Source organism: Xanthomonas sp. CFBP 8151 (assembly GCF_011761885.1).
GTDB classification, from domain to species: domain Bacteria; phylum Pseudomonadota; class Gammaproteobacteria; order Xanthomonadales; family Xanthomonadaceae; genus Xanthomonas; species Xanthomonas arboricola_B.
In genome coordinates this window covers 124,923-139,069 of record NZ_JAASQZ010000005.1, presented here as the reverse complement: position 1 = coordinate 139,069, position 14,147 = coordinate 124,923, and the positions used below count along the sequence as shown (strand labels likewise).

13 protein-coding genes are annotated in these 14,147 nt (G+C 65.3%); all 13 read right to left on the bottom strand.

Going from position 1 to position 14,147, the window contains the following annotated elements:
• Window positions 1-19 precede the first annotated feature (19 nt).
• Window positions 20-1,504 (bottom strand): sigma-54 dependent transcriptional regulator, encoded by a 1,485-nt coding sequence (locus FHT08_RS19085; RefSeq protein ID WP_166776382.1) that lies wholly within the window; start codon window positions 1,502-1,504, stop codon window positions 20-22.
• Entirely contained in the window at window positions 1,497-1,880 is a 384-nt protein-coding gene (locus FHT08_RS19080) for a response regulator transcription factor (RefSeq protein ID WP_104537441.1), read from the bottom strand. Before FHT08_RS19080 ends, FHT08_RS19085 begins: the two co-directional genes overlap by 8 nt.
• 8 nt (window positions 1,881-1,888) lie before the next feature.
• Window positions 1,889-3,289 (bottom strand): RNA polymerase factor sigma-54, encoded by a 1,401-nt coding sequence (gene rpoN, locus FHT08_RS19075; protein ID WP_166776380.1) that lies wholly within the window; start codon window positions 3,287-3,289, stop codon window positions 1,889-1,891.
• A gap of 221 nt (window positions 3,290-3,510) precedes the next feature.
• A complete protein-coding gene (locus tag FHT08_RS19070; RefSeq protein WP_003482986.1) occupies window positions 3,511-4,143 on the bottom strand; it encodes a response regulator transcription factor in 633 nt (210 codons plus the stop codon).
• Window positions 4,144-4,212: 69 nt separating this feature from the next.
• Window positions 4,213-4,779 carry a PilZ domain-containing protein gene (locus tag FHT08_RS19065; RefSeq protein WP_166776378.1) on the bottom strand — a complete coding sequence of 189 codons (567 nt, stop codon included), beginning with the start codon at window positions 4,777-4,779 and terminating at the stop codon, window positions 4,213-4,215.
• Window positions 4,779-5,072: a hypothetical protein gene (locus FHT08_RS19060; protein ID WP_104533373.1), complete on the bottom strand. Its 294-nt coding sequence runs from the start codon at window positions 5,070-5,072 to the stop codon at window positions 4,779-4,781. Before FHT08_RS19060 ends, FHT08_RS19065 begins: the two co-directional genes overlap by 1 nt.
• Before the next feature lie 8 nt (window positions 5,073-5,080).
• Window positions 5,081-5,494, bottom strand: a complete 414-nt coding sequence (gene fliS / locus FHT08_RS19055; protein WP_104533374.1) for a flagellar export chaperone FliS — start codon at window positions 5,492-5,494, stop codon at window positions 5,081-5,083.
• Window positions 5,495-5,644: 150 nt separating this feature from the next.
• Window positions 5,645-6,970: a flagellar filament capping protein FliD gene (gene fliD / locus FHT08_RS19050; RefSeq protein WP_166776376.1), complete on the bottom strand. Its 1,326-nt coding sequence runs from the start codon at window positions 6,968-6,970 to the stop codon at window positions 5,645-5,647.
• 271 nt (window positions 6,971-7,241) lie between these two features.
• The gene (locus FHT08_RS19045) at window positions 7,242-8,441 is read right to left on the bottom strand and encodes a flagellin (RefSeq protein ID WP_104533376.1); all 1,200 of its coding nucleotides are present in this window, start codon (window positions 8,439-8,441) and stop codon (window positions 7,242-7,244) included.
• A 316-nt stretch (window positions 8,442-8,757) separates the two neighbouring features.
• Complete coding sequence (flgL, locus tag FHT08_RS19040) at window positions 8,758-9,963, bottom strand: flagellar hook-associated protein FlgL (RefSeq protein WP_104537435.1); 1,206 nt, start codon at window positions 9,961-9,963, stop codon at window positions 8,758-8,760.
• Window positions 9,963-11,837 (bottom strand): flagellar hook-associated protein FlgK, encoded by a 1,875-nt coding sequence (gene flgK, locus FHT08_RS19035; protein ID WP_104537434.1) that lies wholly within the window; start codon window positions 11,835-11,837, stop codon window positions 9,963-9,965. The genes flgL and flgK overlap by 1 nt, the downstream gene beginning before the upstream one ends.
• 11 nt (window positions 11,838-11,848) lie before the next feature.
• A complete protein-coding gene (gene flgJ / locus FHT08_RS19030; RefSeq protein WP_166776374.1) occupies window positions 11,849-13,027 on the bottom strand; it encodes a flagellar assembly peptidoglycan hydrolase FlgJ in 1,179 nt (392 codons plus the stop codon).
• A 1-nt stretch (window position 13,028) separates the two neighbouring features.
• Window positions 13,029-14,147 carry a flagellar basal body P-ring protein FlgI gene (locus tag FHT08_RS19025; RefSeq protein WP_104537432.1) on the bottom strand — a complete coding sequence of 373 codons (1,119 nt, stop codon included), beginning with the start codon at window positions 14,145-14,147 and terminating at the stop codon, window positions 13,029-13,031.

Sequence of the window (14,147 nt, the reverse complement as noted above, 5' to 3'; positions counted from 1 at the left end):
GGCCAGGAGACCGGCCCGCTCAGTTCGCCAGCTCGGTCTGCTCGCGGTCGATACCGTACTTGCGCAGCTTTTCCACCAGCGTGGTGCGGCGCAGGCCGAGCAGCTGCGCCGCATGCGCCACTACGCCTTGAGTGCGTTCCAGCGCCTCGTTGATCAGCGCCAGTTCGATGTTGGCCATGTGCCCACGCAGGTCGATGCCGTCGTCAGGCAGACTGGAGCTGGTCACCGGTTCGGCATCGCCCGTGCTGGGTTGCAGGGTCACCACATTGCCCGGCAGCGCGATGTCCTCGACGGGGGCGGCAACCAGCGCCGGTTCGGGCGCAGGCTCGACCGGCACGGCCGCGGCAAAATCACCTCGGTAGCGCGCCGGCAGGTCCTGCACGCGCACCAGCCCGCCCGGATGCAGCACCGCCAGGCGCTCCACCAGGTTGGTCAGCTCGCGCACGTTGCCTGGCCAGTCGTAGCTGCGCAGCGCCTGCAGGGCTTCGTCGGCAAAGCGGACTTCGCCGCGTCCTGTGCGCGCCAGCTGCCCGGCGATGGTCTGCACCAGCATGGCCAGATCGTCGACGCGTTCGCGCAGCGCCGGCATCTCGATCGGGAACACGTTGAGGCGATAGAACAGATCCTCGCGGAACTGGCCGTCGCTGATGCGGGCTTCCAGGTTGCGGTGGGTCGCAGCGATCACGCGCACGTTGCAACGGATGGTCTGGCCACCGCCGACGCGCTCGAAGCTGCGCTCCTGCAGCACGCGCAGCAGCTTGACCTGCATCGGCAGGCTCATGTCGCCGATCTCGTCCAGCAGCAGGGTGCCGCCCTCGGCCATTTCGAAGCGGCCCTTGCGGGTGCTCAATGCGCCCGTGAAAGCGCCTTTTTCGTGGCCGAACAGCTCGCTTTCCAGCAGGTCCGGCGGGATCGCGCCGCAATTGATCGCCACGAACGGCCCGTCGCGCCGCGGCGAATGCTGGTGGATGGCGCGCGCGACAACCTCCTTGCCCGTCCCCGATTCGCCCAGCACCAGCACCGTGGTGTCGAATGCAGCCACCTGGTCGATCAGGCGGCGCAAGCGGGTCACGGCCTCGCTGTTGCCGGTCGGACCGGTGTCCTGCTGCGCACCGGCCTGATGTTCGGCATCCAGGCGTTTGAGGCTGGCACGGCGCAGCAAGGCCTCCAGCTGTGTGTGCCGCAGCGGCGTGTCCAGCGTCCAGACATTGGCTTCGTGCAGGCCGTGGGCCTGCGCAAACGCGCTCGGGCTGCCTTCCATCAACAAGACCGGTGGCGGCAGCTTGGCGTCGGCCAGCCAGTCGAAGAACTTGTCGGCCTGTGCAGCATCCTGCGCCGAGCCCACCATCACCGCCATCCATTCGTCGTGGCGATGGCGGCCAGGATTGATGTCGGCGCCGTCGGTGACCCAGCGTGGATTGAAGTCCATGAACTCGAGCAACGAGACCGTGCGCTCGGCGCGCACGGCATCGCTGTCGATCAGCAGAATGCGGGACTCACTCATTCCTGGCTCCTTCCGTCAGGCCCTCCAGGATTGGCATGACTTCCTGGATATAGGACAGCTTGCTAACAAAATTGTCAGCACCCGCGCGAAGAGCATGTTCACGATGCTCTGCATCGTCGAAGTGGCTCGCGATGACAATATACGGCGGATCGTCCTGCGTCTTGATCAGACGCGTCGCCTGCAGCCCGCCCATCTCCGGCATGGCCAGGTCCATCAGCACGACATCGGGGCGCAGCGACTCGGAGCGCTCGATCGCTTCCAGTCCATTGGCGGCACTGCCCACGATATCGAGCCATTCCACTTTGCGAAAATGACGCATCGCAGCGTTGATGAAGCCCTCGTGGTCGTCGACCAGCAGCACGGTGAGTTTGCTCATAGTAGTCCTTATCCTGCCCGGGCAAGCAGCGGTTTGTTGGTGCGGCGGCGCTCGCGTGCCGGGGCGATGTCGAGTTGTTCGCGGTACTTGGCCACAGTGCGACGGGCAATATTAACGCCCTGGCGCGACAACAGCCCGGCAATGGCTTCGTCGGCAAGCGGCCGACCGGCCGGCTCGCTTTCGATCAGTCGTCGCACCATCGCCTTGACCGCCTGGCCGGAGACGCTGGCGCCTTCCAGACGCACGGCAAAGAAGTGCTTGAGCTCGAAGGTACCGCGTGGGGTCTGGATGTATTTGCCGGTGGTAATGCGCGAAATCGTCGATTCGTGCATGCCGATCTCATCGGCAATTTCCTTCAGCGTCAGCGGTGCCATCGCTTCTTCGCCGCGCACCAGGAAGGTGGCCTGGCGTTCGACGATGGCGCGCGTGGCGCGCAGCAGGGTCTCGTAGCGCATCGACAGACCACGGGTCAGCCAGCGCGCTTCCTGCAGCATGTCGCGCAGCGGCTGGGCGGCTTCGCCGGCCTCGGCCAGTGCGCGCTCATGCATGGGGTTGATGCTCACCCGATGGGTGGTGGCCGGGTTCAACGCCACCCGCCAGCTGCCGTCGGCATGCCAGGCGAGCACGTCCGGAATCACACTCGCGTTGCTTTCCTGCAACAGGTCACCGCCGGGGCGCGGCTGCAGCGACAGGATCAGCCGGACCGCTTCGCGTGCATCGTCCACTTCGGCATCGTGTGCGCGTGCCAGCACCGGATAGTCGTGGCTGGCCAGCAGGTCCAGGTCGCCGGCAAGGATGCGCGCAGCCAGATGACGCGCCGGCACGCGGCCGGGCAGGGCGCTCAGCTGGGCCTGCAGGCACTCGCGCAGGTCGCAGGCGGCCAGGCCGGCCGGGTCGCCGTGCAGCAGGCGCTGACGGACCGCTTCCACTGCCTGCACGGTCATACCAAGACGGGTTGCGCCGAGCTGCTGCAGCGTCGCTAGGGCCTCGGTCAGATAGCCGGCGTCGTCGGTCTGCTCCAACCAGAACGCGGCGGCCCCCAGTGCGGCCTCGTCCAGGTCCAGTGCCAGATCGCGCAGGATGCGCACGTGCGGGTCGGTGGATTCGCCGGCTACCACGCGCTGCATGCGATCGTCGTCGCCGTCGTTCCAGCTGCTGCTCTGCACGTCCCACATCGTACTTTCCGGCAGTTCGTCGAAGGCGGCGACGTCGGAGGCGCCATCGTCGCTGGTCGCGGCGGCATCGCCATCGGCCAGCTCTTCCAGTTCCAGCAGCGGATTGGTTTCCAGCGCGCGACGGATTTCCAGTTCCAACTGCATGCCGTCCAACTGCAACAGACGGATCGACTGCAGCAGCTGCGGGGTCAGGTGCAGTTGCTGGCCAAGCTGGGCGGAAATGGTCGTCTTCATCGAAGCGCTTCCGGAAGGCGCCGCACGTGGCAGCGATGGAACGCATCTTGCAGGACAAGACGACGGGTTTCTAATCAGGGAATCGCGTGAGGCAATTCATGATTTTCCTGACAGTCCGTGGGGAATTCCCTGACGCCAAATACGAACTCAAGCGTGCCCGCCGGAATCTCGTCACTGTTTGGTCGCTAGCGGCCGCTTCCGGTCGCCGCACGGCGGTCTGCTCAGACCAGCTCGTTATGATGCTTGGCGGCCAGCAGTACCAGATCGTTGGCACGCCGGCAGCCGAGCGACTCCATCATGCGTGCGCGATGGGTCTCCACCGTCTTGACGCTGATGCCGAGGTCGGCGGCGATTTCCTTATTGCTCTGGCCCCGGCCGATCTCGCGCAGGATCTCGCGCTGGCGCGGCGACAAGGCGGCGATACCAACCGGTTTTTCGCGGCCCAGCATCGGCGCAATCATCTTGGACGAGATCTGCGGGCTCAGGAACACCTGGCCGGCTGCCGCTGCACGCAATGCCAACTCCAGCTCGAGCGGCGCGGCATCCTTGACCACAAAGCCCACCGCGCCACGATCGAGCGCGTCGCGCACGTGCACCGGGTCGTCGTGCATCGACATCATCACCACATGCGTGCGCGGCGCAGCGCGCAACACATCGGTCATGGCATCCAGGCCGCTGCGGCCGGGCAGCGACAGATCCATCAACACCAGGTCGGGCCGGTGCAGGGATGTCATGTCCAGGGCTTGTTGCGCATTGCTGGCCTCACCCACGACATCGATGCCGGCGAAGGTTTGCAGCAGCCTGGACAGGCCGGCACGCACAAGGGTGTGATCGTCGACGATGATGACTCGCACGGCGCAGAAGAGACCTTTTTCAGTAAACGGCACCTTAGCCGACCCGGCGCTCCGCGCCAACAGGTGGGATCAACGCTGGCGGCGGGCGTCGGCGATCTGGCGGCGATGCAGACGGAACAGATGACGTTCCAGTGCCTCCCGCAAGCCCGGCGAAAGCGGCGCAAACCGCAGCCATAGCCAGTGATCGTGGCCGTCGCTTGCGCTTGCCAGGACCTCGGCAGGAAGCTGTACCAGTTCAGGAAGCCAGTCGGAGGGTTGCAGGCAAACGCTACCCAGCGTGCCCGGCGGATGGCTGCTTGCGCAGCTCAGACGGATTCCGCGTACCGACCAGTACACGTTCGCCTGGATCAGTCCGGTGTCGCCCTGCTGCACCAGACGGCCGATCAGGGCCAGGATCAGGTCGAGCTTGGCGTCCATGCGTTGCACCAGCAGCGGCAGCTCGCCACGGTCTTCGCTGGTGTCTTCGCTGCGCAGGTCTTCCACCTGGCCCAGGCTGCGCAGCATGGTTTCCGCGGCGCTGTGCGAGCCGGCGTCGCTGCCGGCACGGAAGCCGGCCGGTAGACGCACTTCGCAGCTGAGCGTGTCGGCGAACAGCGCGGCATCGGCGGATGGCGCGAGTGTGCCGAGCGCGGGCATCAGATTCGTCCGACCCGTGCGTAGGCGCGGCTGGCCGACGAGGACGTGCGCTGCGCGCGGATCAGATCCAGCAGCTTGCGTCGACGTTCGAGCATCATCCGCATCAGATCCTGCTGCATGGCCTGCAGCGTCTGCAACGCTTCGCGGTCCTGACTCAGGTCCACCTGCTGCGCGTACTCGCGCAGGTGCAGATCGTGGGTGTCCAGCATGAACGGCATCACCTCGAATTCCTCCTGCGCCATGGCGAGGCGGATGTCGGCGATTTCGGCTTGAAGGCTCTGCGCGCTATGCATGGTATGACTCACGAAACGGCAGAAAGGCCGCGTTGATTGAGGGGGATGGAATTCCACGCCGAGTCGATTTCGCTGAGCAATTCCAGCGCCTCGGTCAACGCAGTTTCGTCGTTGTGCAGGTTGGCGGCAGTCAGCCGCTGCATCACGTAGTCGTAGAGCGCCGACAGGTTACCAGCGATCTCGCCACCGGCTTCATGATCGAGCGAGCCGTTCAAGTGACCGACGATCGCGCAGGCTTCGCCGATGGCCTTGCCCTTGCGCGCCTGGTCGCCCTGCGCCAGGCAGGCCTGGGCCAGACGGATGCGTTGGCAGGCGCCGGCGAACAGCAGCGATACCAGCTTGTGCGGGTCTGCTTCGGTCACGCTGGTGGACACGCCGACCTTGCGGTATTGCTCGGCATACTGACGATTGGAACCGTACATGGATGACTCCTCAATGGGCTGACCTTCGCGGATCCCGGAGCGCTGCGCTCGGGCGACGACGCTCCTGCCGGAAGGCAAGGCCGAAATCACGATAGGCCCTTCTTGTATCGGCAAGACCATTGCGGGACTTGAGGATCGTCTTCACGGAAATCAGCTCGTCAGCAGGCTGCTGAGCGAACTGGTGCTGCTCTGCAGCTTGCTGATCATGGTTTCCATCGCGGTGAACTGCGCGGTGTAGCGATCGCTGAGCTTGGTCATGCGTGCGTCGAGGTCGTCCAGGTCATCCTCGTAGCCCTTGATCTGCTTGTTCAGGCTGTCCGAGCGCATGGTCAGGGTGCCGTCGTTGACGTTGACGTTGCTGTCGAGCAGCTTGGTCATGCCGGAGCCGAACTTGCTGTCCTTGCCGAACACCTCGGCGGCGGCACCACCATCCTCGGCGATGGCGGTATCGAACTTGCCGCCATCGAAGCTCATCACGCCGTCCTTGTCGATGGTCAGGCCGAGCCCCTTGAGTTCGATGAGGTTGCCGCTGACCTGGCCGCGCAGCTGCTGCTGCAGGCCGCGCACCAGCGAGTCGCCGGTCAACGCTGCGGCCGTCTTGGTGGTGGCGTCGTAGGCGCTGCTCTTGGCCAGCAAGGTGTTGGCGGTGTTGTAGGCGGCGGCGTAAGCGGTCAGGTTGGCCTTGATGCCGCTGGTATCGGCAGCCACGCCAAGCGTGACCTTGGTGCCTTCGGCGGCCTTGGTGAGGTTGAGCACCACGCCCGGCACGATATCGCTGATGGTGTTGGAGCTGGAGGTGCGTTCGAAGCCGTCCACGCGCACCACCGCATCGGTCGCGGCCACGGACTGGGTCAGGCCGCCGGTGACGCCGGAGCCATAGGTGAGGCTGCTCAGGCTCGGGTCGCTGGCGCTGACGGTCAATGCGCCCTTGGTACCGGAGTCGACCGCGTTGAACACCAGGTGCTGGCCGTCGTTGGCCGTCACCACGCTGGCGGTGACGCCCTTGCCACCGGCCGCCTTGTTGATGGCGGCGGCGATGTCGGTGAGCTTGTCGGTGCCGCTGATGTCCACGGTGATGCTTTTTTCGCCATATCCGATCGTCAACGTGCCGCTGCCGACGGTGGCATCTGCGACGAACGCGCCTGAGGCGAGCTTTTGCGCACTGGCCAGCGAGACCACTTCCACCGAGTAGTTACCCGGCGCGGCCGAACTGGTTGTGGTGGCGGTGAAGCCGGCATCGGTCGGCACCGTCGCCTTGTAAGCATTGGTGTCGGCGCTGCTGACGACCTTGTCCAGCGCGGACTTGAGCGTGGTCATGCTGCTCTTGATCTGGCTGATCGCCGACAGTTGCGTCGTCGCGGCGGCTCCGGCCTTGTTGATACGCGCCTGCTCCGGGTCTTTCTGCCGGGAGACTAGGGTGGACACCACAGTTGGGATGTCCAGACCGGAGCCGGAAGTGCTGATCACCGATGCCATGTTGCGTTCCTCGTCTGGGCGTCCAAGCAAGGATGGACGCATGGGATTACGAGACGGGTATCGGCCGCATCCGCGAGGACTTTAGCGGCGGCGATCCGTAGCGCTCACGAGATTGGGTGATGCAATTTCCATGCCGGCAGGGTGCGTCAAAAAAACCCGCGCCAGGAAACAGTGCTGTGCGATCGCGCCAAAATCTGCGGGCAGAAAAATCTGCGGCCACAAAAAAGCCCCTCCGAAGAGGGGCTCTGGACTTGCTGCGACGCGCTGCCGATTACTGCAGCAGGCTCAGCACGTTCTGCGGAACCGACTTGGCCTGGGCCAGCATCGCGGTACCGGCCTGCTGCAGGATCTGCGTGCGGGTCAGCTCGGCGGTTTCCTTGGCGTAGTCGGTGTCGCGGATACGGCTACGCGAGGCCGACAGGTTTTCCGAGGTTGCGCTCAGGTTGGCGATGGTGGAGGTGAAGCGGTTCTGCACCGCACCCATGTCGGCGCGCGAGGAGTTGACCGCGGTCAGCGCCTTGTCGACGATTTCCAGGGCCTGCTGCGAGCCGGAGAACGTGGAGATGTCCAGGGTGCTCAGGGTCGAGGCGGCGGAGCCGGACGCGGCCGAGGCGGTGGTGATGCCGGCGCCGACGGTGATGCCGGTGGCACTGGAGGTACCCGCCGTCAGCGAGGTGAAGTCCTGGCCAGCCTTCAGCGATTCGATCTGCATGGTGCCGTCGGTCTTGATCGAGGCGTACATGCCGGTCTGGTCGAGCTTGTCGTTGATCGCCGCAGCCACCTTCTTGTTGACGTCGGCCGCAGTGTCGCCTGAAGCGACCTTGATGTCGGCGATGGTGATGCTCTTGGCTGCGCCGCTGGCGTCGTTGAACGACAGGCTCATGCCGCTGATCGAGCCGGACGCAGTGGCGGTGCCGGTCACGCCAGCGCCGGAGACGGCGGCAGCGAAGTTGGCCTTGCCCAGCGAATCGACATTGGCGTCGACGATGCTGTTGATGCCGATGGTCTGGCCAGCGTCGGCGCCGACCTGGAACAGCGCACCGGAGAAGTCGCCGTTCAACAGCTTGGTGCCGTTGAAGTTGGTCTGGTTGGCGACGCGGTCGATTTCAGCGGTGAGCTGCTTGACTTCGGAGTTCAGCGCGTCACGGTCGGTCGGCGAGTTGGTGGCGTTGGACGACTGCACCGACAGCTCGCGGATACGCTGCAGGTTGCTGCCGATTTCCACCATCGCGCCTTCGGCGGTCTGGGCCAGCGAGATGCCGTCGTTGGCGTTGCGCGAGGCAACGTCCAGGCCGCGGATCTGCGTGGTGAAGCGCTCGGAGATCGCCAGACCTGCGGCGTCGTCCTTGGCGCTGTTGATGCGCAGACCCGAGGACAGACGCTGGATGCTCGTCGACATGCTCGCGCTGCTGGTGTTGAGGTTACGCTGAGCGTTCAGCGACATTACGTTGGTGTTGATTACCTGTGCCATTTTGATTTCTCCTAAGCGATTTTTCCGGCAAGGGGGACTTGCCCGGAGCCTCCGCAGGGGGGCCATCAAGTTGGCCGTTGCCGCTGCTGAGATGAATAACGGCGTTGCGTCGGGAACCTTTAGCGAAATCCAGTATTTTTTTACTGTTTTCTGCTACAGGACGAAATACGGAAGCGTTGTGTATCAAGGGGTTTGGTTTATTCGGCAGCACCCCGCAGATCTTTAGCGTTGGTATAACTTTCGACGAATAAACTCCGTCGGCCTGCGCAAGTTTTGGCGCGCAGGAGTGCAGAAAACGCAGGTTTTCTGCTGCAAATCAGCGGATCAGGTTGAACAACGACGACGACTGCATCTGCTGAAAAATCGTTTGAGCGGCCTGCAACGAGGCCTTCTCCAGTTCGTACTGGCCCAGCGCCGAGGCGTAGTCCAGATCGCGGATCGACGACAGGGTGGTCTTGAGGGTGACCTCGTTGGACTCCAGCAACGCGTTGGCGTTGTCGATCGCCGACAGCTGCGCACCGCCGGAGGCGCGCGCGTCGATCATCTTCGACGAGGCCTGTGCGATGTCGCGCATCGACGACTGCAGCGTGTTGATCATCGCCGCCTTCTGCGGCGGGGTCAGCGTGTCGGAGTTGAGTGCGCCGACCAGGTCGTCGATGGTGGAGAACACGTCCTTGGTGGTGGAGGCGCCAATCTGGAAACTGTCGCCCACCGCCGGTGCGCCGCTGATGCGCATGCGCACGCCGGCCGCATTGATGTCCTCCCCATCCTTGTAGGTGCCGGTACCGACCACCGTATTGGTGCTGTCGCGCACCTCGTAGGTGTCGGCGGCGGTGAACTGCACGCTGTAGCTGCCGCCGTTCCAGCTGCCGGTGCTGGCATCGCGGCTGAAGTCCAGCAGCAATCCGGTGCCGGTATTTGCGCTGTCGGCGTGCGCATCCACCGTGCCGTCGCCGGTGCGGATACGCATGAAGATCTCGCTGCCGGGCAGGGTGTCGCTGACAAAGGTGTCCGGCGCCACTTCGACCTGTTTCTGGGTCTGATCGCCGTTGTAGGTGACGCTGCCATTGCTCTTGATGAACGGTGCGCTGCCATCGGCGCTACCGCCGAACAGGTAGCGTCCGGTGCCGTCGGTGCTGTTGGCCAGGCTGACCATGCTGTCGCGCAGCGCGGTCAGTTCCGAGGCAATCGCCTTGCGGTCGTCGGGGCTGAGCGAGGAGTTGTTGGCCTGCACCGCCAATTCGGTGACGCGCGCCATTTTGTCGCCGGCCTGCGAAAGGGCGTTTTCCTGCAGGCCGAGCCGGTTCTGCACGTTGTTGGCGTTTTCGCCAAAGCGTGTGATCGCGGCCAACGCGCGATCCAGTCCGACGGCGGTGCCGGCGGCGACCGGGTCGTCCTTGGCGGTGACCAGGCGCTGCCCGCTGGCGAGCTGGGCCTGGATCTGGTTCAGCCGGGACTGCTTGGCCGTCATCGACGACACCGACTGGCTGTACATCATGCTGGTGGAGATACGGTCGGTCATCAGCGTACGGCGCCCAGGATGGCTTGGAAAATGGTGTCGGCAGTGGAAATCATCTGTGCGGCGGCCTGGTAGGCCTGCTGCAGCTTCAGCATGTTGGCGGCTTCTTCATCCAGGTTGACGCCGGAAATCGAGTCGCGGCTGGCCTGTGCCTGGTCGTTGATGACCTTCTGCGCGTCAGAGGCGTAAGTGGCCGCACGCGCGGCCGAGCCGACCGAGGTGGTCAGGCCCGACAGCGCGCCGTTGAGCGTGACCGTACCGCTGTTGAGCGCCTTGGCATCGTCGAGATTGGCCAGCAACTTGGCGTTGCCGTTGTCGCTGGAGCCGGCGCCCGTGGGGCCGACGCCGAAGGTGTCGCCGGCCTTGGGCGCGCCGTCCAGCGCAAAGCTCCAGCCGTTGGCGCTGATGGTCTGGCCGGCGGTGTAGGCGAATGGGCCGGTGCCGTCGATGGTGTACTGGTTGGCATCGATGAACTCCACCGACGCCGGCGTCAGCAGCGCCGGATTCTGCGCATTGGTGACCTTGACGTCGCTGATCTTGCCGGTGCCCAGGTTGGCGACCGTGGCGGTGGCCTTGACCGGGGTGGCCGCGGCAATCCGTGAGGGGTCGGTGATGGCCACCGACAAGGTGCCGGCCAGCCCGGCAGTGGGCTGCAGCAAGAACTTGTCGCCGTTGGCCGGCGTGCCGCCGACCACCAGGCTGACGCCGTTGAGCACAAGCGGATTGGCGGGGGTGCCGGTGCCGCTGATCGGCACCGCCGACCCGGTGCTGGCATTGGTGGCCTTCCACGCAGTGCCGTCGAAGCTGAGCGTGACGTTCTGCCCATCCACCGCCGACATGTTGCTGAAGCTGGCGCTCAGCGACGCGCTGCCGGTGTTGGCGGGGTTGGCGGAGGTGGTGGGCGAGCCGATATTGAAGAAATTGCCACCCATCGCGCCGTACAGGTCCATGCCTTGCGCGTGACCGGCGTTGAAGGCGCTGGCCATGCCCACGGCCAGGCGGCCGAGTTCGGCCTGGGTCGGTTCCAGCACGCTGGTGCGAAATTCCAGCAGGCCGCCGATCTGTCCGCCCAGCGAGTTGGCGCTGAGGCTGACATTCTGGCCTTGGGTCTGCATCGCCACCTGCAGCTTGGCCGGCTGATACGGGTCGGCCACGGTGGTCAGCTTGGACGAGGTGGTCCCCACCACCAACGCCTGGCCGCCTGCGGTGAAAACATTCATGAAGCCGCCGTCCTGCATCACCGCGGTGCCGCCGGTGAAGCCGACCAGCTTGGATACCAGCGCATCGCGTTGGTCGAGCAAATCCGGCGAGGCATTGTCGATGCTGTTGCCGATGGTGCCGTTGATCTTGGCGATCTGCTGCGTCAGGCGATTGACCTCGTCCACCGAGGAGGTCAGACCGCTGTTGACCTCGTTGCTCAGGCTGTCCATCTGCCCGTTGAGCTGCTTGAAACGCGTCGCAAGCGAGTTGCCGCTGTCGAGCATGCTCTGCCGTTCGGCGGTGGACGAGGCATTGGACGATACCGCGCTGGTGGAGTCGAAGAAGTTCGACCACAGCCCGGCCACATTGGTGGCGGTGTTGGAGTACAGGCTGTCGACGCGGTTGGACAGCGAGGATAGCTGCTGCAGGCGCGAGAGCTCGCCGCCGCTGTCGAGCAGGCGCGAGGTGGCCAGCTGGTCGGCCACCCGGCTCACGTCGGTGATCTTGGCGCCATTGCCCACGAACGCGTAGCCCATGTCGGTGGGCGTGCGCGTTGCAAATTCCACACGTTGGCGGCTGTAGCCTTCGGTATTGATGTTGGCGACGTTATGGCTAACGGTCGACAACGCCCGTTGGAAGGCGATCAGCGCACTGGTCCCGGTGGACATGATGGACATGGGCGTTTACCTCAACGACGAATGGTGCCGAGCCCAGCAGGCTCGGCGGTGCTGGCGTAGCGGTTGGACAGGTCGGCCGCCGCGTTGCCGATCGCGGCTACCGCACGGTCGATGGTCGGACCGTTGGCGATCGCCGCGATCTTGGCTGCATAGCCCGGATCGGTGGCGTATCCGGCCTGTTGCAAGCCGCGTGCAAAACCCTTGATGTCGGTACCGGCCTGCAGGGCGGGCTGGTAACGGCTGTTGTTCTTCAGCAGCCGCACGTAGTCGGCAAAGCTCTCCTCGGCGGAACCGTAGGCGCGGAAATCGGCGGTTTCGGTGGTTTTGACGCCGTTGACGTATTCGTGGGTGCCGGTGGTGACCTTGTCGCCGCTCCAGCCGGTGGCCTTGATGCCGAACAGGTTGTTGGAGTCGCCGCCATTGCCGATACCGCGACGGCCCCAGCCGGTTTCCAGCGCCGCCTGTGCGACCAGCGCACGCGGATCCACGCCCAGTTCGCGCGCGGCCTTCTGCGCGTGCGTCCAGATCTTGGCGACGAAGCCTTCCGGGGTGCGCTCGCCCAGGCTGGCGGCAGCACTGCTCGCCGCGCTTGCAGTGACCGCGGCGCTGGCATCGGCGGCATCGCTGGCCGCCACGTCGCTCCAGCGATCGTTGGCCGAGGGCCAGCTCAGTGCGGCCGCATCGTCGCTGCCGGCATCGCTGCTGCCGGTGCGGCCGGCGATCAGATCCAGCACCTGGCTCATGCCGATGCCGCTCAGGCCGCCTGCGCCGATGCCTGCGGCGGTGCCGCTGGTTGCGCCGACGCTGCCTGTCGCGCCATCGCGGGTCGGCAGCGGCAACGAGGCGTCGCGCTTGCCGGCCACCAGCGCATAGGCCTTGGCGGCATCGGCCGTGCTGAGCGAGGTATTCAATGCCGGGCCGCCGGTGTCGCCGCTCAGCTGCTTGGAGATCATCGCCGATAGGCCCAGCCCCTTGCCGTCGGTCAGCGCCTTGGCCATCTGCTGGTCGTACATCTCGCGGAACATCTGGTTTTCGCCAGGAAACATCGGGTCGCCGGAGCTCGCATCGCGCATGCTCTTGACCAGCATCTGCGCGAACTGTCCTTCGAGCTGACGGGAGACCTTGTCGATCTTGGCGGGATCGGCCTTGGTGCTCGGGTTGAGATCAATGGGCGAGGCTGCGATACGCATGTCAGATCACCTCCAGCTCCGCCGTGAGCGCACCGGCCTGCTTGAGCGCTTCCAGGATGGCCACCAGGTCGCCGGGAGCGGCGCCCACCTCGTTGACCGCGCGCACGATCTGGTCGAGCGTGGTGCCGCCTTCGAACTTGAACATGCGGCTGCCTTCGGAGGTGGCCGTGATCGTCGACTGCGGGGTGACCGCGGTGCGTCCGCCACTGAAGGCGCCAGGCTGGCTGACGTTGGTGTTTTCGCTGATGGTCACGGTGAGCGAGCCATGCGCGATCGCCGCCGGCATCACCCGCACCAGCTGGCCGATCACCACCGTACCGGTGCGTGCGTTGACCACCACCTTGGCCGGCGCATCGCCCGGCGAGAGTTCGACATTCTCAAGCCGCGACAGCAGGCCGATACGCGCGCCAGGATCGGTGGGCGAGCGCACTGCCACGGTCACGCCATCCACCGCACGCGCGGTACCGGCGCCGAAGCTGCTGTCGATCGCCGCGACCATGCGCGAGACGGTGGTGAAGTCGTTCTGGTGCAGGTTGAGGGTGATCTCGCCGGTGCCTGCGAACACGTCCGGCAATGCGCGTTCGACGGTGGCACCGTTGGGAATGCGTCCGACACTGGGAATGTTGACCGACACCCGCGAGCCGTCCTTGCCCTGCGCGCCGAAGCCGCCGACCACCAAGTTGCCCTGCGCCATCGCATAGACCTGGCCATCGGCGCCTTTCAGCGGTGCCATCAGCAGCGAGCCGCCGCGCAGCGACACCGCGTTGGCGATCGAGGACACGGTGATGTCGATCGGCTGGCCAGGCTTGGCGAACGGCGGCAGTTCGGCATGGATGGCCACGGCCGCGACGTTTTTCAGCTGCGGATTGACGTTCGCCGGTACATTGACACCCAGCTCGCCGAGCAGGTTCTTCAGGCTCTGCACGGTGAAGGGCGCCTGGCTGGTGCGGTCGCCGCTGCCGTCCAGGCCGACCACCAGGCCGTAGCCGACCAGCGCGTTGCCGCGCACGCCGCCGACCTGGGCAAGATCCTTGATGCGCTCGGCCGAAGCCGGCGCGGCGATCGCGCAGACCGCCACAGCGGCGGCCAGCAGACGGAAAGGCAGGGAAAACAGATTCAT